We start from the raw sequence: 17821 nt of genomic DNA, 5'->3' as shown, positions 1-17821 counted from the left end.
AAAGATCTGTAACCAATATTTAACGCCCATTCATTTTACATATATGCTCATTCGCATATATTATCATTGGTCATATGGCGACACACACATCTGAAGCCGCAGACCCGGTCAAGCGGCTCTCATTCCTCGACCGATACCTGACCCTCTGGATCTTCGCCGCGATGGCCCTGGGTGTCGGCATTGGCTATTTGGTTCCCGGAACGGCCGACTTCATCAACCGGTTTCAGGCCGGCACGACGAACATACCGATCGCCATCGGGCTTATCCTGATGATGTACCCGCCGCTCGCCAAGGTACGGTATGAAGAACTCCCGTCGGTCTTTCGCAACACCAAGATCCTCGCTCTCTCGCTTGTTCAAAACTGGATCATCGGCCCGCTCCTGATGTTCTTCCTCGCGGTCGGGCTGCTTTTTGATAAGCCCGAGTATATGATCGGCCTGATCATGATCGGCATCGCCCGCTGCATCGCGATGGTCCTCGTCTGGAACGACCTGGCCAAAGGTGATAACGAGTACGTCGCGGGCCTGGTCGCTTTCAACAGCATCTTCCAGGTGCTCTTTTACAGCGTCTATGCCTATATCTTCGTAACGGTCCTGCCGCCGCTATTCGGTGTTGCGGGTGCGGCGGTCGATATTAGCATTGCCCAGATCGCCGAGAGCGTTTTGATCTACCTCGGCATCCCGTTCTTTGCCGGGATGATCACCCGTTTCGTGCTCGTCCGCGCGAAAGGCCGCGAGTGGTACGAGGGCGTTTTCATCCCAAAGATCAGCCCTATAACGCTGCTCGCTTTGCTCTTCACCATCGTCGTGATGTTCAGCTACAAGGGCCAGTTGATCATCGAGATTCCGTTCGATGTGGTGCGGATCGCGATCCCGCTCGTGCTCTATTTTGTGATCATGTTCTTTTCGGCGTTCTATATGGCGAAGAAGGCCGGAGCCGATTACCCGAAGAGCACGTCGCTCGCCTTCACCGCTGCGGGCAATAATTTCGAGCTCGGCATTGCGGTCGCCATCGCCGTATTCGGTATTAATTCCGGCGTTGCGTTCGCCGCGGTCATCGGCCCGCTGATCGAGGTGCCAGTGCTGATCTTACTCGTTCGTGTTGCTTTAAGGCAGCGAGGCAATTTTCCGGAGGCCTTGAGGTAAAAAATGGCAGAAAACAAGCAAAGCATTTTAGTACTCTGCACCGGTAATTCGGCCCGATCGCAGATGGCTGAAGGTATCGCCCGGCATCTTTTCGGCGACCGGTTTGACGTTTTCAGTGCCGGCACGCACCCGAGCATCGTTCGGCCCGAAGCCATCAAGGCGATGGCCGAGATCGGCATCGACATCAGCGGCCACCGCTCAAAATCCGTCGATGAGTTCGCGGGCCGGGAGATCGACTATGTACTCACCGTCTGCGACAACGCCCGCGAGAATTGCCCCTACTTTCCGGCACGCACCAAGGTCATACACCATTCGTTCGACGACCCGGCGACGGTCGAAGGCGACGAGGATACGCGGCTCGCGGCTTTTCGCGACGTTCGCGACCATATTCGCGAGTATGCTGAAAATGAGCTAAAATGGATGATTTAAAAGCTTTTCGTTTGAATAAAACGGGCTCTGCGTTTGAGCGATTTCAAACGCAGAGCCCGCCATTTTTTTCGCAGAGAATGAGATAACGGCGATCTGACTACACCTCGTTATTCTCGCCTTGTGATTTGCTCATTTGCGTTGCGACGGCGACCTCGGGAAGCGGCATGCCAGCTGCGTCTGATTTTTCAAGCGTCGGAATATCGTCGATCTCCGGTGCGGAGTCCGCGACTATCATCTTCCCTTCCTGCTTGGTAAAGATGAGCAGATCTTTCTTCTCATCGTAATCTACATAAACCAAGTCGCCGGTCTCAACCTGCTGGGTCGCGACGAGGTTCGAAAGCGGATAAACGAGGAACCGCTCGATCGAACGCTTCAAGTGGCGTGCGCCATATTTGAGGTCGATGCCTTCCTGTAGCAGAAATTCCTTCGCCGGGTCCGAGCATTCGAAGATGAACTTCGTGCCTGCCGATTCCGTAATGCGGTCCTGAACCGACCGGAGCTCGATGTCGAGTATCCGCCGCAGATGATGTTCCTTAAGGCTGCGGAAGACCACGACCTTATCTATCCGGTTCATGAACTCAGGCGAGAACTTTCGCTTTGCCGCCTCGAGTGCGGTGCGGTAGATCTTTGTATCGATCTCAGTATCTTCCCGGGGCGTGCCCTGCTTGGTCGGTGCAAAGCCGATGCCGCCTGAGATCATGTCAGACATCTCGCGAGCACCAAGGTTCGACGTCAGAATGACGATCGTCCGCGAGAAATCAACGCGGCGGTTATCGCCAAGTGTCAAAGTCGCCTTATCCAAGATCCCAAGCAGAAGCTGCCAGAGCGAATCCGAAGCTTTCTCGATCTCATCAAAGAGTACAAAAGTGAGCTTCGTCTCTTCGGTATGGGCCTTATCGAGATTTTCCTGCGTCAGCATCGGCGAGGTTTCTCGGTGACCGAGATATCCGGGAGGCGAACCGATAAGCTTGGCGATCTCGTGCGAGTGCTGAAATTCGGCGCAATCGATCTTCACGACCGAGTGCGGATCCCCAAAAAGCACCTCGCTCGCTGCTTCAACAACGCGGGTTTTACCGGAGCCGGTCGGCCCGAGGAAAAGCATGGTCCCGATCGGCCGCGAAGGGTTGTTCATCCCGGCAAGATATATCTGGAAAAGCCCGCTCATCCGGCGGACGGCCCTTTCCTGCCCGACGATAAAATCACCGAGGCGATCCTCAAAATCTGCCGCACGCGGGCTCTTGCGGTCGGGGTCCAGCAAAATGCCCTTGGGTTCCTGATCTTTCTTTTTTGTGGTGTCGGTTTTCATTTGACCTTGCTCCCTAAATTCGCCGGTACCGCTCGATCCGATTCGGCTGCCCGCATTCAGGCATTATAATCCGAATCGCCAGGATAGCGTAAACCCGCTATCGTCAAGGATATAGATGATGTCAACAATTTGTTCGTTGGCTGGAGTTTGGGTCCGGGTAATGCCAAACCCGTCCGGGCTGGCTGGCTGGGGAAGCACATGGCATTCCCTGTGACATTATTCGCACATATCGCACAAATCTTCAAGCAAAAAATGGAATCCGGGCCGATTCGAAATATCGGCTCACCGGCTTTAATCATAATATTCTAGGCCCAAATGCGTGATCAGATCTTCGCCCATCATGTGCCGAAGCGTGTTCTTGAGCTTCATCAGTTGGATAAAAAGATCGTGCTCGGGATATAGCCCCGGGGCCGTCTGCGGAGCTTTGAAATAGAACGAAAGCCATTCCTGCACGCCTCGCATCCCGGCACGCTGTGCGAGGTCGAGGAATAGGGCGAGGTCGAGCGCAAGCGGGGCGGCGAGGATCGAATCGCGGCAGAGAAAATCGATCTTGATCTGCATCTTATAGCCGAGCCAGCCGAAGATGTCGATGCTGTCCCAGCCTTCTTTGTTATCGCCACGCGGCGGATAATAATTGATGCGGACGACGTGCGAAAAGCCTTCGTAAAGGTCCGGATAGACCTCGGGCTGGAGGATATGCTCAAGCACGGAAAGCTTCGATTCCTCTTTTGTTTTGAAGCTTTCTGGGTCGTCGAGCACCTCGCCGTCGCGATTGCCGAGAATGTTGGTCGAATACCAGCCGTCGAGCCCCAACATCCGCGACTTCAATCCCGGTGCGATAATGGTCTTCATAAGCGTTTGGCCGGTCTTGAAGTCTTTACCGCATATCGGGACGCCGTTGGTTTCGGCAAGTTTTGTTAGAGCAGGAATATCCGCGGTCAGATTCGGAGCACCGTTCGCAAAAGGGACGCCCGACTTGATCGCCGCATAGGCATAGATCATTGACGGAGCGATCGCGGGGTCGCTGTCGTAAAGTCCCTGCTCAAACGCCTCGATCGTCAGGTGGCTCGCAGTGTGCTCAAGATAAACCTCGGTCGATGCAGCCCAGACCATCACCAGCCGGTCGCATCCATTTTCAGACTTGAACTTCGCGATGTCCTCGATGAGCTGCTCGGCAAGCTCCATCTTGTTTTTGCCGGTTTTTACATTCTCGCCGTGAAGCCGCTTTACATAAAATTGCTCAAAAACGGCCGGCATCGGCTTTAGAGACGAGAGCTGTTCAGAGACCTGCTCGAGCAAGTCCTTTTCAAGCACGCCGGCATTTTTGGCGGCCTCAAAAGCGTTGTCATGAAAGATGTCCCAGGCGCCGAAGACCACGTCCTCAAGCGAGGCAAGCGGGACAAAATCTTTAATCCGCGGGACGTTGTTCTCTGTCCGTTTGCCGAGACGGATCGTGCCCATCTGCGTCAGCGAGCCGACGGGCTGCGCGATGCCGCGGCGGATCGCCTCAACCCCGGCGACGAGCGTCGTCGAGACCGCACCGAGCCCAACGAGCAAGATGCCAAGTTTGCCTTCCGCCGGAGCCATCTCCAACCCTTTTGCTTTCGTTTCAGCTTCCATGAATGAGCAATGATAGCCTTACGAAAATGTTTAGGCAAACACGGCGTTACCGCGTGCAGCTAAGGTAGGATCATCACCTTTGATTCGCCGGTGACGAGCGTTTCGCCGTTTTGATTTGTGCAGATGGTTTGAAGAGTGACGATCCCCTTGTCCTCGCGGATGTGCGAGACGGTCGAGGTGACCGTCACTGAGTCGCCAATGAAGACCGGTGCCGTGAACCGCATCGTCTGCGAAAGATAGACGATCCGCCGCTCGGCAAATTCCTGCCCGAGCACGGCCGAGATGAACGCCCCCGTCAGCATCCCATGAGCGATCCGCCGGCCAAACTGCGTCTTTGCCGCAAATTCCTCATCGAGATGTATCGGATTAAAATCCCCCGAAAGCTCCGCAAACGCCCGAACAAGCGCATCCGTAACCTCGCGGGTGCGAGAGAAAGAATCACCGATATTTAGTTCCATACTTTTAAGTTTACTTATACTCGCTTAGCTTCATTTTCACAGCATCGACCCGCTCTCTGATCGAACCAGTGAGGGCTGTAAAAGGGATATCACGCTCGCTTAGTTCCCGTAAATACTGCTGGTGTTGAAGATTCTGAAATTCCTTGTTAGTACGTGTACCGTCTTGTACAAACGGGAAGTCAGGCATGCAAAGAAAGGTAAGATCATAATTTCTGTTTGCAAGGCTCTTCAGTTCGACATCTACCGTATCAAACATATTCTTGCTGTAAAGGAAGGTCGTCAGCGGTGACGTATCGACAAAGAGAAACTTGTTCGCACCAATAATGATCCGCTCTTCGTTGGAAATATGGGTTTTTGCGATCTTCAACATGTCCTCATAGCTCAGGTGGCCGCCCTGCGATTCCCACAATTCCCGGCCATACTCGGGTACGAACACAGTTTCAAACTCTTCTCCTAAGCGTTCAGCAAGGGTGCTTTTTCCTGTCGATTCCGCACCGAGAAGGCAGATTCGATGAACAAACGAAGCATATACAATTGGCGAAAGAAACTTTCTATTTTCATGGATATCTTGACGCAAAATTGTCCCGGAAATAGGTATATGCTTTCGTTCAAGATCCATCATCTCGTGAGACACCTCACCTTGACCTTGCATAGACTTAAGATACTCTGACAGCTCATCGGCAAACCCATCGCCATAGGCTTCACTAGTAAAGACCACATCCAGTGGTAACCCGACAAGCTTCCGCCATAGGTCTCCCACAAAGCGGCGATGAACGACGTCGTCCGCGTCATTTAGCGGCATCGAAAGGCCAAGCGCTGTACTCGCCATTTCAGCGGAGATCGAGGCTGACTTAATCTCCGGGAAAAGTTCGCTTAGCCACTTCTGTCTCTCTTGGGAAGAGTGACCCTTGCTTTCCGGATTAGAATAGGCAAATACGTATAGCTGGTCACACTTAGAGAGCCCAAAGCGGATCAGTGATTCGTGCCCTTTGTGAAGCGGCGAGAACTTCCCTACGATCAGACCGTTTCTATACCGGATGGGCTTGTTCGACATAAATACGTCTCCAGTTCATTAAGCCGAAAACTGCATTCACTAGAAAGATGAAATAGATCGATGACGTAAGGTAAAGCCCTTTTGAGGCAAATAGCGGGACTGCAACAATATCAACGAGTATCCAAAAATACCACGTCTCAAGTTTGCGCGACATTAACAACAATTGAGCCAACACGCTAAATACTAGGACAACTGAGTCAATAAAGGGATAGCTTGCATCGGTAAGATAAAGGAGCAGTGAGCCGTAGACACCTAACACCAGCAGGGATATGATCAGGAAACAAACCAAGCTTCTGGGTCGGATTCTCGTAATCGGCAATTCCACCTTTGTGTCCCCGCCTCGCTTCCAGTTCCACCAACCGTAAATACTTGTTCCTACGAAGAAGATCTGCAATGTCACATCCGCATACAATTTCACTTCAAAGAATAGAAATGCGAACAGAACCGTTCCGATAATGCCCACCCACCAAGTATTAACGTCGTTTCGATTCGCCAGAAAAACCGAGATCAAATTGAAAATGTTAGCGGATAATTCCAGTGGGCTCATCGTTACGCTTCCCCTCAAAATTGAAAGATCTATCGGTATCACTGTCGAACTCCGCTAAGAGTTTGTTGCGGGATTCTAATCTGTTAGAGTGTTGGCATCTATCCGAGCAACTTGTCGTAGTCGGCATGGCTGCCGATCCAGAACCATGCAATGCCTTCGTCGGTCTCGCGGCCGAGCGCCCGATATGATGTCCCGATCCGGACGGACCAAATGCCGTCTTTTCCACCGAGCTTCTTGAAATGCAGCGAGGGATGTGTCGGGTCGGCTTTCAACAGCTTGTAATTCTTGTCGGCTGCCGCACGAATGTTAGCAGGTAATGAGTTGTAACAATCCCAAAAACGCGGAAGAGCGGTGTGCCTCATAGCGGCTTTGCGAGCCCCGCTTCTATCTCTGCATCAACCTCTGCCAGCAATCCATTCAGCCGGCCTGATTCCAGATCACGCTCGATCTGACGGTCCCAAAGCTGGGCGTGATAATCGGAAAACCAGGCCATCAACTCATCGACCTTGTCGAAAGGCAGCTTTCTGATCTCGTTTTCGATCTCTGCAATGCTCATAGGTCCTGATTTTATTGGACAACTAACCTGTGGTCAATCTTTTTCCACTCTAGCGGCAATAGATCCGATGGTCGATCTCCGCAAAGATGTTATCGCGGGATTCAATTTCGGTCAGGAGTTCGTGTTGTTCGGGGGAAAGAACCACCCTGTCAGCCGAGGCGGCTGCCACCCCTCCTTCGTAAGGAGGGGAGCTGTGTTCGAGCATTTGGGCAAGCAGGTCGAAGCGTTGGATGTGCGACTGGAAGCGGCGCGATGAGTATTCGACTGTCGTGCCCTGATAGATCTGAAACGCCCAGTCGGAAGATTGTGCGAGCAATAATTCGCGTGATAGCTGATTCAGGATTCGAACTAACAGTTCATAGTTTTGAGTTCCAAGTTGAAAGTTCTCAGAAGCTCGGCCTGCGAATGTGTCGGCCATTTCCGTCATCCGTCGTTCGGCGTCGTGCTGATACGGATACATCCACGAGTTTCCTTCGTTGAGCCAGACCTTGTTGTAGCCGTTCTCGCCCCAGCTTGAGGCCGTCGGCCGCTGGACCTGTATCGGCAGGCCGCTGTCGAGAAAATCGCCCGGCGTGATCGCCGCGATCTCCGTCTGGTCCCAATGCATTTTGCGGAAAAGAAAATCGATGAACTGCGGCCCTTCGTACCACCAGTGGCCAAACAGTTCGGCGTCGTATGGCGAGACAACGAGCGGAGGATGCCCCTCAAATGTCTCGCGGAGTTTGTACGCCTGCTTTATCCGCTCGCCGATAAAGTGCATGGCGTTCTCGCCCGCCTTCGCGGTGGCAAGTTCGGGAATGTACGGAGCCTTCCGGTTCTGCGGAACGTTGCGGCCCGTTATCCGATGATATTTCAGCCCAAGGTGCCTTCGGTTCCCGTCTGCATGCAGGTGCGGTTTCAAATTATCGATCGGCAGATCCCAACCGACATCGCGGTAAAATTCGCGATAAAGATCGTTGCCGGGATACCCGATCTCCGCCGACCAAACCTGCTGGCTTGTCTCGATATCGCGGGCAAACGTCGCCACCCCATTCGGGCAAACGACAGGAGCGTGGACCCCGTATTTCGGCCGCGGATCGCCGTAAAGAATTGCGTGCGTATCGGATATAAAATACTCAATGCCGAACTCTTTGAGAAGATCTTCAAGCCCCGGCTCGTAAGCGCACTCAGCAAGCCAGATCCCCCGCGGGCGCCGATGAAAATGCTTCTGATAATTTGCGACCGCGATCGCGATCTGGGCTCGCCGTGCTTCGTGCGTTGAGATCAGCGGCAGAAAGCCGTGCGTCGCACAGCAGGTGATTATCTCGAGCACGCCTTCGTCCTGCAGTTCGCGAAAGGCAGTGATCAGGTTCCGCTTGTACCTGCCATTCCAAAGGTTGAGCGCGTCGCGTAAATTCTCCGCATACATCCGTGCGACGGCGTTAAACTCCATTGCTTCGGCGGCGGTCCGGTGGACCTCTTTCTCGGCAAGTTCGAGCAAGTTCTCGAGGTGCCGCGTGTAGCGCGTTTGGAGCAGTTCATCGGCCAGCATCTCGCAGAGCGGCGGCGAGATGTTCATCGCAACCCGCGGTGCCGCATCTGCCTCATGCAACCGCTGAAAAATGACGATAAGCGGAAGATAAACCTCCGTTATAGCTTCGAAAAGCCAATCCTCTTCCAAAAATTCAGGATATTCCGGATGCCTGACGAACGGCAGATGGGCGTGAAGTATGAGGCTGAAGTAACCTACAGGCATACGGACGAAAAGAAACAGGATGAACAGGATAACCAAGATATTGAAAATATCCTAGCCATCTTGCTCATCCCGTTCCGGAAATGAAGCCTTTTAGCGTGCCGCCAGGCTGTGCGAAGCCATCGGCTCGAACTTCGAAACGCGGTCAAACCCGCGTGGCCGCGTGCGGAGCCGCGTCCGCTTCGGAAAGTTCACAAGGCTCGCACCGAAAACGGCCGGCCCAAATTCTTCTTCCTCGGCGAGCAACTCTTCTTCGTGAATGTCGAACTCGCTGCGGAGTGCCGTTAAAGCATCGCTCTGCGAGGCACCGGCCGCAAGCCGCTGCAATACTTCAAAAATGCGCTCGCTTACGCGGAAACGAAGCTGCTCTAGCGAGGAACCGGCCGCGATGGCAAGCATCGCATAGCGAAGCTCTTCGGTATCAAGCCCGGCAAAGTCGGCCGCGGGCTTTGCCGATAGCCGCCCGAAGGCACGATAGGTCGCGTCGCTCGCCGCATCCGCGTCATCCCCGGCGATCGCAACGTCAAAAGCGTCTTGCTTAAAGCCCGCGACGTCGAGCACCTCGGCAAACTTCTGTGCCGGAACCCGCCACTCGGCCTCTGCTGCCGTCCGGCGGCTTGGGCTCTTACGCGGCGTCTCGATGGTGTTCGAGTAAAGCACCCGGACGAACGGACGATTCGGTGCGTAAAACCCAACCTCTGCCCGATATTCGCTATCGGCGTCGACGTTGAACCACCAGTTCCCTTCCGGTTCGATCTGCCGAAGTTCTTCGGTATCGCGGCGAAGATCGACGAGCCGCACGACGAGTGCGTAGTTCGATGTGGCCGCTCCAAGCGCCTTGTTCAGCGTCTGAAAAGGATTCGTCCGCACCGACCAATAAAAGTGGAGCCGGTTCGGCGATTGCATCTGCAGCCGGGCGCGATTCTCGCTCTCAAGACGCGGCAAACTCGGCCGGGCCAAAAGCTTGAACGCGGGCGACTTCTCCTCGTCCAGTTCCTCGGCTTCTGCTTCGTCCGTCTCCGAAGGTGCTGCTTCGGCTGCTTTCTCTTCGGCCTGCTCCACAAATTCGCCCGAATTCGGCGAGTCCATCTCATCGAGGACGAACTCTAAAGTGTCTTCCGCGGCTGCTGTTTCTTTCTTCTCTTCGCTCATAACAATAAGCCGCCCGAGGCGGTCGTCGCATAAACGAGGATTATCCTTTGTTTCGAGGGGGTAAACAAGCCGAAGGGCGTAAAGCCTGTGTTAACTCGGGGTTATTTTCCGGACTTTGCGGCCTTGGCGGGAAGCGTGTTACTGGCAGCACGGAGGCGTATTTCGAGCGTTCCGAAATTCGATTTCACCCGCGAACGCACCGGAATACGCCGGGCATCGTCAGTCACCCAGATCTCCATCGAGCCTTCGCGTTCGATCATTCGCTCCGGGCCAAAGACCTCCGGTTCGATCTTAAGGCACCAGACTTTGCCGAAAATTGTCTTCTGCTGCTCGCGGCCGGTCACGCGGACAGGAATTTGATAAACAAGCCCGGAATCGCTGATCGGCATCATGAAGGCATCGCCGACCTTTAACTCCCTAAGCCGCAGGCTGTAAATGCCCGAAACTAGGTCGTGGGACTCGCTTTCAAGGTCAGAAGCGATGCGGCGCGGCGGCCTCATCGGTTCTTTCGGGTCGGTCTCTGTATATGTAACGCGGCGCTCGGTGTAATCGAAAAACGCTTCGCTGTTGCGAACGCGATCCTTCTGAACGTCGTGTTTAACGGTCCTGTGAGCGTAAAATCCTTCTCGCTCGACCGTCGTGTCGATCTTCTGCAAAAAGCTGAAACGGAAAAGTTTTAGAAGTGTGCCCTTTGACCGGGCTTCAGCATTGATCAAAAAGTCGGTTCCATCCGTCGTTTCGCCAACTGTGAAGACCAGCTCTGCGACCGAGATGCCCCGGATGATCTTATTAAGCTTTCCTTCGTAGGTAAGCGTCTCGCCGGTCTTAAATGGCAGGCTCGCAGCCGCCGGCCGTGTGGCGGTAACGCCGTTCACGCCATTCGGCTGCGCAATGACTGCCGTGACGCCAACTAAAAGCGACGCCGCAACGGTCAATAAAATTGTTCGCAAACTTCCCTTCATTCAAACCGGCCAAACGAAATACATCTTAGCGACAAGGGCGGCAAGTCCGAGCAAAACTCCGATCGCCGCCTGATATTCCCGATGCTTCAAGTATAGCTGAAAGTCGAAGCCCGCGTCCATCTTTTTCCACCTAGTCAATCGCGGCAGAAAAAGCGGTACATTCCTGGCAAATTCATCAAAATCAGCTCCGAAGCGTTTCTTCAGGTCACCCTCTTCGACGCGCATCACCGGCAAATAGATGCCCAGGAAGAGCCCCGCCGCCAGCAAAGCAAGCCACCAAACGCCCGACGCGATCGTAAACCCGACCGCCAGTATGAAGCTGCCGAGGTAAAGCGGATTTCGCGAATGTGAATAGGGCCCGGTCGTCGCCAGCTTTTCGTATTTCACGATATGGCCCGCCGACCACGCCCTTATCAACAGCCCGCAGATCGCGATCGCACCACCGATGCCGATCGAAAGCGGCGTCGGAGCTGCGAAGTAAATAAACAGGAACGCGAACGCAAAGCCGAGCGGCACGCGCATCCTTTGAAGAAGTCGTTTTTTGCTTGAGGCCATTCCAAAAAAATTAGAAGAAGGACGATTCCGTAACTCCCAATTGTCCACTATCCATTATCAACTATCCACTTCCCGAAGCGAGCCGTTTCTTGAGAGCTTCGAAAACGGTCTCGACCGAAATGTCCATACATATCCAGTTGCCGCACGTCCGCCGGTGGCAATCAATACGGCAGTCGATGTCCGTCCGCTCAACGCAGATGTCGTTGGGGTTCAGCGTTCCGTTCCGCCACCATTCGGTCGGGCCGAAAATGCCGACGATCGGCGTCCCGGCCGCGGCGGCAATGTGCGTCGGGCCCGTATCGCCGCCGACATAAGCCTCGGCCAGCCGGGCTGTTTCGTAAAATGCCTTTAGCGGAAGCTCGATCGTTCTCAGCTTTCCGCTGGCCGATGTAGCAACCGTTCGGGCGACGAGTTCCTCATCTCCCGGGCCGGCGGTAATGACGGGCACCAGCCCCAGTTCATCTGAAATGCGGTCGGCAAGCTGCCCGTACTTCTCAGCCGGCCAAAGTTTTGTCACCCAACCGCCCGCCGGATTGAGCAGTACGAACGGCCCGCCAAAACTCTCCACCGCCTGATCGGCTTGCTGTATATCCTGCGCGGACGGTGTAATACCGTAGTCGAGCGGACCTGTTGCCGCATCGATTCCCAAAGCCGCACGGACAAGCCCGAGATTCTTTTCAATGATATTTTGCCTTTCCGGAAGCTTTGCGGAATCGGTGTAAAGCACTCGTGCCGCCGGCTCGCGAAGGCCGCTTTGCGAAAATCCCCAACGCTTCTTTGCACCGGAAATGCGGGCGATCGTTGCCGACTTCAAAAGCCCTTGCAGATCGATCGCCATTTCCCACTCGCCGCGCCGAAGCTCTTTCGATTGCCGGGCGATATCGAGAAATATCTCGTCTATCACTTTCCCGCCGCGGAGCGACCGCGTGTCGAGCCTGACGATCCGGTCGAGGTACGGGTTCCCTTCGAGCATCGCGGCAAACCGCTCCTCAACCGCCCAGCCGAGTACCGAATCGGGGAAATGTTTCTTGATCTCCGCCGCCGCCGGCATGGCATGGACGATATCTCCGATCGAACTTAGTTTTACGATGAGTATCCGCAAGCCTTCATATGCTAACTTTTCCCGCGGACAAATGCTAAATGCTGCCGCGAAACAAGATTTTCTGCTTTTCCGACCGAAAAATGTGGAAACCGGATGGCAAATTCGATTATGCTTAGAGAGCGGGCCTTTCTGCCCGCCCTGCTTTTTTGATGCAAAGTCCTGAACGCTCTACCCGCGACCTCCGCCCGGCACTCGTGTTTTTATCGGGCGAACTTATCGCCGCGCCGATCCCGCTCGACCGCGAGGAGGTGATTCTCGGCCGCGCGCTCGAGGCTGATGTCCGCGTTATCGATTCAAAGGTATCGCGGCAACACGCCCGGATATTTATGGTCGAAGGCGGCGGCGTCAATGGCCAAAGCTATGTGGTCGAGGACCTGCATTCGCGCAACGGCACATTTCTCAACGGACGCAAGATCGAGAAAGAGACGCTTCAAAACGGCGACAAGATAACCATCGGCGAACATATTCTTCGCTTTGACCTGCTCGATGAGGTTGACCGCGAGTATCAGAAGCACATTCACAGGCTCATCTCGCACGACGACCTGACCGGCCTGCTTTCAAGCCGCTCGTTCTTTTCCGAACTTCGCCGCGAGGCTTCGCGTGCAAAGACCGAAGCTCGGCCGTTCTGCGTGCTGATGATGGACGTGGATCACTTTAAGCTAGTAAATGACACATACGGCCATCTGACCGGCAGCAAGACGCTAGAAGAGATCGGTGCCCTGATAATCAAGGTGATGCGGAGCGGCGACGCGGCGTCCCGCTTTGGCGGCGAGGAGTTTTCCGCGTTCTTGCTTGATGCCGACCTGGCTCAAGGCATTGTCGCCGCCGAACGCGTTAGAAGCGAGGTCGAGGACGCCGAGTTTACCGTTGTCCGCCACGGAAGCCCTGGCTCAAAGCACAAAGTCACGATCAGCCTCGGCGTCGCCTGCTTTCCTGATGATTCGAGCGACCCGATCGAACTCGTCGAAATGGCCGATACCGCTCTCTACCGTGCAAAGCGTGAAGGCCGCAACCGCGTCTGCGCCTATCGCGAGATATCGCCCGAGGAACTCGCCAAGGGGCTTAGGCCGCGGACAGATTAGATCGAGGCAATTTTGGAACTATTTTCTGCGGCCCGCGTTTAAGACCCCGGGCCATTTTTTGTGATAAAATTCAGCCTTTGGCCGTTTCGGGTTAGTTTTTTGTGATAACCAAGCTCAATCTCGCTACCAAACCGTTCCGCAACCGACGCACGCCGTACATTCTGGCGGCGCTTGTGGCGTTTCTGTCCGTCATCTCGCTTTTGCTTCTTTTCTCGCAGTTTCGCGAGAATGAGAATCGCCGCGAGCTCGCCGAACGGCAGATAGAGGAAATGAAGGCCGAGATCGCCGAACAGCAGGCAAAAGGCCAGGCCGTTCAGCAGCAGCTTTCGCCGACGCAGCGTGACCTTCTCGTTGCCTCACACAAGCTCGTTGCAAATAAGACCTTCGGCTGGTCGCGGCTTTTTTACGACCTTGAACGTCTCATCCCCGGCAGCGTAAGTGCCTCGAGGATCGCGGTCGAAAACGTTTACCGCGACCGCGACCGCATTCGTGCCGAGCTTGAGCTGACCGTTCTCAGCCGCGATTACCAGTCCGTGATGGCCATGATCGGCTCGATGAACGAAAGCGGCGTTTTCAGCGCCGAACTTCGCAGCCAGAACCTGCAGGCCGGCCAGCGAAGCACCTTTTCGGAATACACTCTGGCGGTAACTTACCTTCCGCCGATGGTCTTCAGCACGCCCGCCGAGGTTGCTCAAAATCAGGGAGGTGGCGAATGAGCGAAGAACTCCACGTACGGCCGCTGCCCGAAGAGCAGGCCGCACCGCTCGCCCCGGCACTTGCCGATGAGGTCGCCAAGCGGCGGCCGCGAAAGGTCTACATGGGCATGTGGGGACCGCTTGAGATCGGCGTTTTTGGCGCTGCGATGCTGCTATTGATGGGCGCCGTGCTCTTCTACCTTTTGTTCGTCGGTCCATCAGGCCGCGAGCTCGAACGCAGCCGGCTCGAACGCGACCGCCTTGTGGTCGAACGCGATTCAGCTCGCGAACGCTACGGCGATATCACGAATACCGAGACTGCGGTCGCCAAGCTCGTCTCGAGCGTTGAGGACTTCGAGGCCCGCCACCTGCCGGTCGAGACCATCGGCAAGACCGCTCTTTATCAGAAGATCAACGGCCTCATCGCCGCCTATGGGCTCGTCAATACGAACGGTCCGGCCTATGCACCGCTCGAACCGCAGGACATCGAGCAGATAAATGAATCAGAAGAAGAACGCGGCCGCGGCCGCTTCCGTAGCCTTTTTCCCGGGCTTTATGTATCAATGACGGTCGAAGGCCCGTACGAGAACCTGCGGCGGTTCATCAGCGAAATGGAAACCGGCGAAGGCTTTGTCGTCATCAGTTCCGTCGAGCTTTCGCCCTCGGAGACCGGAAACCAGCCGCAGCGTACTCCGGTGGTTACCGACCCGAGTGACCCAAATTATGGCCAGCCGGTGACGCCGCCGACGCCCGCCCGCGGCAGAACTTACGGCGAGCGCGTTGCCCTAAGGCTCGAGATGGCTGCATATTTTCGTAGGCCCGGGAGCGGTGCACTTGCCGCCGCCGAACCGGCGCAATAGCATTGAATTAGAAAGAAATGGCCGAAGCAAAAAGCTTTCAAACCGTAGAACGCAACAAGATGATCGCCGCGATCGTCCTTGGTGTTTTGGCGATTGCAACGCTTTATATGGCGTTCGGTCCGAGCTTTTCCGGCAGCCGGGCACAGACCACCTCAACGCCCACGCCGACGCCGCGGACCTCGCCGACCTCTGGCTCTCAAGTAACAAACGGCCCGGCTCAGGACGCGGTGATCTTCGAGTATCAGTCTACGCCGGTCGTTTACACGCCCGGGCTCTTTGGTGCTCCGAACGCTGGCCGCAACATCTTCGCTTTCTACGAACCGCCACCGCCGACGCCTTTCGTACCGCAGACGCCAACGCCTTTTATTCCGCCGACGCCGCCGCCAACTCCGACGCCGCCGATCTTCGTTGCGTTTGTAACGCCGCAGAGCGTTTATGCCGGCTCGCGGACGTTTAGGCTCGAGGTCAACGGCGACAAGTTCACGCCGGATTCGCGAATTTTCTTAAGCCAGAGCCCGCTGCCGACCACCTTCATCAGCCCTCAGCGGCTGGTCGCCGAGGTGCCCGCGATTATGATCGCCGGCGAAGGTCCGCGGCAGATCATCGTCCAAACGCCGGACGGGCGGCTCTACTCGAACCAGCTTATGCTGACGGTCCAGGCACCGCCGCGGCCGCAGTTTCAATACGTCGGGATGATCGCCCGCCGCCTTGCAAATAACGATACCGCTGTGCTTAGAGAGCAAGGCCGGCCGACCGAATTTACCGCCCGGCTCGGCGACGTCGTCAGCGGACGCTTCCGCGTCGTCAGCATCGCCTCTAGCGAATTGATCGTAGAAGATACGACGCTCGGCTTCCGCCATAACGTTGAACTTTTCCGCCCGGCACCGCCCGCCGCAGGCTCAGTCCCGACCGGACCCGGAGGACGAATTCCGAGCCGGCCGCAAGGATTTCAGCAAGGTATTCCGCAGGGCATTCCGCAGGGTGCGATCCCGGGCATTCCAGCAAATATCCCGCGGTACGTTCCGCCCGGCAGCAATACGAATACGGCTGTTCCGGTCCGCACGCCCGACCCGAATAGCCCGACCAAGCAGGACGACGATGATGGCACAGACGGCAACTAAGGCTAACCGCCGCAGCGAACGCGGGATGACCATGATCGCCGTTATGGGGATGATGGTGCTGACCACCGTTGCGCTGCTCGCCGCCGCTCCGTCGATCTATCTGCAGATACAACGCGAGAAAGAAGAAGAGGCGATCCGCCGTGGCGAAGAGATCGCTGAAGCCATAAAGCAATACATAATTCACCACAACGGAGCGAAACTGCCGCAATCGATCGACGAACTGCTCGAAGGCCTTCCGCAGGGCACGAAGAAGCGGATGATACTTCGCCCCTCGTCCGCCATCGATCCGCTCAGCGAGGACGGCCGCTGGCGGCTGATCGAGGCCGACCCGCAGACCATCGCCCGCTTTGCCAAGCGAATTCAGGACTACAACAACGGCCTGCTTCCCTCAAATTCGACGCAGCTGCTCGACCGGTACTCGGTCGTTATCGTCAACTCGCTCAACACCGAAAGCGACGACGACCTGACCGCTCCCGAGGACTTTGACGACTCGACCGACAACACGCCCTTCATCGGCGTTGCAAGCCAGAGCCGCAGCCGCTCCGTGCTGACCTATTACGGCGTTGAGAACCACTCAAAATGGGTCTTCACCCCGCTCTTCCGCGGCGCCGGAGCATTCAATCCATCCGTTCGTCGCGGCGGCGGGATCACGTCCGGTCCACAAGGCCCCATCCGCCAAGGCAACCAGCGTTGATTTCCGGCGGCAGTTCCCGACGCCAGTTCCAGAAGATAGGGATCCCATCCAGCATTTCCCTTCGCGAACTTCGTGCCCCAACCTTTGCGCCCTTTGTGTTTAAACAATCCTGTTAACCGAAAAGAACACCGAAGGATTCACGGAGTTCACAAAAGGGTATACTAAAGACCTTGCAACAGGTTGACTTTGCACTATATTAGATTTAGAATAATTCTAATTTTGGAGGATATATGGAACTGCACGAAACAAAGATCGATATCGCAAAGGGCAAACGGGAAAAGCTGGTCGAGATCCTGAACCAATCGCTGGCCGACGCCATGGACCTGAAGTCGCAGGCGAAGCAGGCCCACTGGAACGTCAAGGGCGGCAACTTCATCGCCCTTCACGAGCTTTTCGACCAGGTCGCGACCGCGGTCGAAACGCACGTTGATGACCTCGCCGAACGCGTTACGACTCTCGGAGGCACCGCCATGGGCACCGTCCGCATCGCCGGCGAACGCTCGTCGCTCAGCCAGTATCCGCTTGAGATCACCGACGGCACCGCGCACGTCGACGCCCTCTCGACCGCACTCGCCGACTTCGGCAAACGGGTCCGCAAAAACATCGACGCCACCGACGAACTTGGCGACGCCGACACCGCCGACCTCTACACCGGCATCTCGCGCAGCATCGACAAACTCCTCTGGTTCGTCGAAGCCCACAACCAAGCGTAACTTGCAGAAGCCCGCGCGTCAGCAAGGGCGTTCATCGA

The 17821-nt window shown here is 55.7% G+C and carries 20 protein-coding genes; 8 read left to right on the top strand and 12 right to left on the bottom strand.

Annotated features, from left to right (window positions below; genetic code table 11):
• Positions 1–74: 74 nt before the first annotated feature.
• Together arsB and IPM21_08260 are read left to right on the top strand one after the other, a co-directional pair.
• On the top strand, positions 75–1145 hold the full coding sequence (arsB, locus tag IPM21_08265) for an ACR3 family arsenite efflux transporter (GenBank protein MBK9163892.1): 1071 nt from the start codon (positions 75–77) through the stop codon (positions 1143–1145).
• A gap of 3 nt (positions 1146–1148) precedes the next feature.
• Positions 1149–1574 carry an arsenate reductase ArsC gene (locus IPM21_08260; protein ID MBK9163891.1) on the top strand — a complete coding sequence of 142 codons (426 nt, stop codon included), beginning with the start codon at positions 1149–1151 and terminating at the stop codon, positions 1572–1574.
• Positions 1575–1671: 97 nt separating this feature from the next.
• Here the strand turns inward: IPM21_08260 and IPM21_08255 are convergent, their stop codons facing one another.
• From IPM21_08255 to waaC, 12 genes are all read right to left on the bottom strand, one after another.
• Complete coding sequence (locus IPM21_08255; GenBank protein ID MBK9163890.1) at positions 1672–2880, bottom strand: ATP-dependent Clp protease ATP-binding subunit; 1209 nt, start codon at positions 2878–2880, stop codon at positions 1672–1674.
• A gap of 291 nt (positions 2881–3171) precedes the next feature.
• Positions 3172–4500, bottom strand: coding sequence for an inositol-3-phosphate synthase (locus tag IPM21_08250; GenBank protein ID MBK9163889.1), 1329 nt, complete (start codon positions 4498–4500; stop codon positions 3172–3174).
• 59 nt (positions 4501–4559) lie between these two features.
• Positions 4560–4958 (bottom strand): MaoC family dehydratase, encoded by a 399-nt coding sequence (locus IPM21_08245; GenBank protein ID MBK9163888.1) that lies wholly within the window; start codon positions 4956–4958, stop codon positions 4560–4562.
• A gap of 10 nt (positions 4959–4968) precedes the next feature.
• Entirely contained in the window at positions 4969–6012 is a 1044-nt protein-coding gene (locus tag IPM21_08240; GenBank protein MBK9163887.1) for an AAA family ATPase, read from the bottom strand.
• The gene (locus tag IPM21_08235; protein MBK9163886.1) at positions 5987–6559 is read right to left on the bottom strand and encodes a nicotinamide mononucleotide transporter; all 573 of its coding nucleotides are present in this window, start codon (positions 6557–6559) and stop codon (positions 5987–5989) included. Before IPM21_08235 ends, IPM21_08240 begins: the two co-directional genes overlap by 26 nt.
• A 98-nt stretch (positions 6560–6657) precedes the next feature.
• Positions 6658–6921 carry a hypothetical protein gene (locus IPM21_08230; protein ID MBK9163885.1) on the bottom strand — a complete coding sequence of 88 codons (264 nt, stop codon included), beginning with the start codon at positions 6919–6921 and terminating at the stop codon, positions 6658–6660.
• Complete coding sequence (locus tag IPM21_08225; GenBank protein ID MBK9163884.1) at positions 6918–7115, bottom strand: hypothetical protein; 198 nt, start codon at positions 7113–7115, stop codon at positions 6918–6920. Before IPM21_08225 ends, IPM21_08230 begins: the two co-directional genes overlap by 4 nt.
• Before the next feature lie 49 nt (positions 7116–7164).
• Entirely contained in the window at positions 7165–8850 is a 1686-nt protein-coding gene (locus IPM21_08220; GenBank protein MBK9163883.1) for a DUF1957 domain-containing protein, read from the bottom strand.
• Positions 8851–8940: 90 nt separating this feature from the next.
• Positions 8941–9999 (bottom strand): DUF4912 domain-containing protein, encoded by a 1059-nt coding sequence (locus tag IPM21_08215; GenBank protein MBK9163882.1) that lies wholly within the window; start codon positions 9997–9999, stop codon positions 8941–8943.
• Positions 10000–10100: 101 nt separating this feature from the next.
• Complete coding sequence (locus IPM21_08210) at positions 10101–10949, bottom strand: DUF3108 domain-containing protein (protein MBK9163881.1); 849 nt, start codon at positions 10947–10949, stop codon at positions 10101–10103.
• 12 nt (positions 10950–10961) lie between these two features.
• Positions 10962–11516 carry an isoprenylcysteine carboxylmethyltransferase family protein gene (locus tag IPM21_08205; GenBank protein ID MBK9163880.1) on the bottom strand — a complete coding sequence of 185 codons (555 nt, stop codon included), beginning with the start codon at positions 11514–11516 and terminating at the stop codon, positions 10962–10964.
• Between the two features lie 61 nt (positions 11517–11577).
• Complete coding sequence (gene waaC, locus IPM21_08200) at positions 11578–12618, bottom strand: lipopolysaccharide heptosyltransferase I (GenBank protein ID MBK9163879.1); 1041 nt, start codon at positions 12616–12618, stop codon at positions 11578–11580.
• Positions 12619–12767: 149 nt separating this feature from the next.
• On the opposite strand from waaC, the gene IPM21_08195 reads away from it, so the two are divergent.
• From IPM21_08195 to dps, 6 genes are all read left to right on the top strand, one after another.
• The gene (locus tag IPM21_08195) at positions 12768–13700 is read left to right on the top strand and encodes a GGDEF domain-containing protein (GenBank protein MBK9163878.1); all 933 of its coding nucleotides are present in this window, start codon (positions 12768–12770) and stop codon (positions 13698–13700) included.
• Positions 13701–13801: 101 nt separating this feature from the next.
• Positions 13802–14416: a hypothetical protein gene (locus tag IPM21_08190; protein MBK9163877.1), complete on the top strand. Its 615-nt coding sequence runs from the start codon at positions 13802–13804 to the stop codon at positions 14414–14416.
• The gene (locus tag IPM21_08185) at positions 14413–15255 is read left to right on the top strand and encodes a hypothetical protein (protein MBK9163876.1); all 843 of its coding nucleotides are present in this window, start codon (positions 14413–14415) and stop codon (positions 15253–15255) included. Before IPM21_08190 ends, IPM21_08185 begins: the two co-directional genes overlap by 4 nt.
• A 17-nt stretch (positions 15256–15272) precedes the next feature.
• A complete protein-coding gene (locus tag IPM21_08180; protein MBK9163875.1) occupies positions 15273–16376 on the top strand; it encodes a hypothetical protein in 1104 nt (367 codons plus the stop codon).
• The gene (locus tag IPM21_08175; protein ID MBK9163874.1) at positions 16357–17070 is read left to right on the top strand and encodes a type II secretion system protein; all 714 of its coding nucleotides are present in this window, start codon (positions 16357–16359) and stop codon (positions 17068–17070) included. The genes IPM21_08180 and IPM21_08175 overlap by 20 nt, the downstream gene beginning before the upstream one ends.
• 230 nt (positions 17071–17300) lie before the next feature.
• Positions 17301–17783 (top strand): DNA starvation/stationary phase protection protein Dps, encoded by a 483-nt coding sequence (gene dps / locus IPM21_08170; protein MBK9163873.1) that lies wholly within the window; start codon positions 17301–17303, stop codon positions 17781–17783.
• Positions 17784–17821: the final 38 nt, after the last annotated feature.

The sequence above is a fragment of the Acidobacteriota bacterium genome (assembly GCA_016716435.1).
In the GTDB taxonomy this organism is placed as follows: domain Bacteria; phylum Acidobacteriota; class Blastocatellia; order Pyrinomonadales; family Pyrinomonadaceae; genus OLB17.
This window is presented reverse-complemented; position numbering and strand designations above follow the sequence as displayed.

Excerpts from the sequence above, each read along its gene's own strand:
- IPM21_08250 (MBK9163889.1), bottom strand. The coding sequence starts at position 4,500 with ATGGAAGCTGAAACGAAAGCAAAAGGGTTGGAGATGGCTCCGGCGGAA.
- IPM21_08205 (MBK9163880.1), bottom strand. The coding sequence starts at position 11,516 with ATGGCCTCAAGCAAAAAACGACTTCTTCAAAGGATGCGCGTGCCGCTC.
- IPM21_08235 (MBK9163886.1), bottom strand. The coding sequence starts at position 6,559 with ATGAGCCCACTGGAATTATCCGCTAACATTTTCAATTTGATCTCGGTT.
- IPM21_08240 (MBK9163887.1), bottom strand. The coding sequence starts at position 6,012 with ATGTCGAACAAGCCCATCCGGTATAGAAACGGTCTGATCGTAGGGAAG.
- IPM21_08260 (MBK9163891.1), top strand. The coding sequence starts at position 1,149 with ATGGCAGAAAACAAGCAAAGCATTTTAGTACTCTGCACCGGTAATTCG.
- arsB (MBK9163892.1), top strand. The coding sequence starts at position 75 with ATGGCGACACACACATCTGAAGCCGCAGACCCGGTCAAGCGGCTCTCA.
- IPM21_08195 (MBK9163878.1), top strand. The coding sequence starts at position 12,768 with ATGCAAAGTCCTGAACGCTCTACCCGCGACCTCCGCCCGGCACTCGTG.
- IPM21_08220 (MBK9163883.1), bottom strand. The coding sequence starts at position 8,850 with ATGCCTGTAGGTTACTTCAGCCTCATACTTCACGCCCATCTGCCGTTC.
- IPM21_08215 (MBK9163882.1), bottom strand. The coding sequence starts at position 9,999 with ATGAGCGAAGAGAAGAAAGAAACAGCAGCCGCGGAAGACACTTTAGAG.
- IPM21_08185 (MBK9163876.1), top strand. The coding sequence starts at position 14,413 with ATGAGCGAAGAACTCCACGTACGGCCGCTGCCCGAAGAGCAGGCCGCA.
- IPM21_08245 (MBK9163888.1), bottom strand. The coding sequence starts at position 4,958 with ATGGAACTAAATATCGGTGATTCTTTCTCTCGCACCCGCGAGGTTACG.
- dps (MBK9163873.1), top strand. The coding sequence starts at position 17,301 with ATGGAACTGCACGAAACAAAGATCGATATCGCAAAGGGCAAACGGGAA.
- IPM21_08255 (MBK9163890.1), bottom strand. The coding sequence starts at position 2,880 with ATGAAAACCGACACCACAAAAAAGAAAGATCAGGAACCCAAGGGCATT.
- IPM21_08175 (MBK9163874.1), top strand. The coding sequence starts at position 16,357 with ATGGCACAGACGGCAACTAAGGCTAACCGCCGCAGCGAACGCGGGATG.
- IPM21_08230 (MBK9163885.1), bottom strand. The coding sequence starts at position 6,921 with ATGAGGCACACCGCTCTTCCGCGTTTTTGGGATTGTTACAACTCATTA.
- IPM21_08180 (MBK9163875.1), top strand. The coding sequence starts at position 15,273 with ATGGCCGAAGCAAAAAGCTTTCAAACCGTAGAACGCAACAAGATGATC.
- IPM21_08225 (MBK9163884.1), bottom strand. The coding sequence starts at position 7,115 with ATGAGCATTGCAGAGATCGAAAACGAGATCAGAAAGCTGCCTTTCGAC.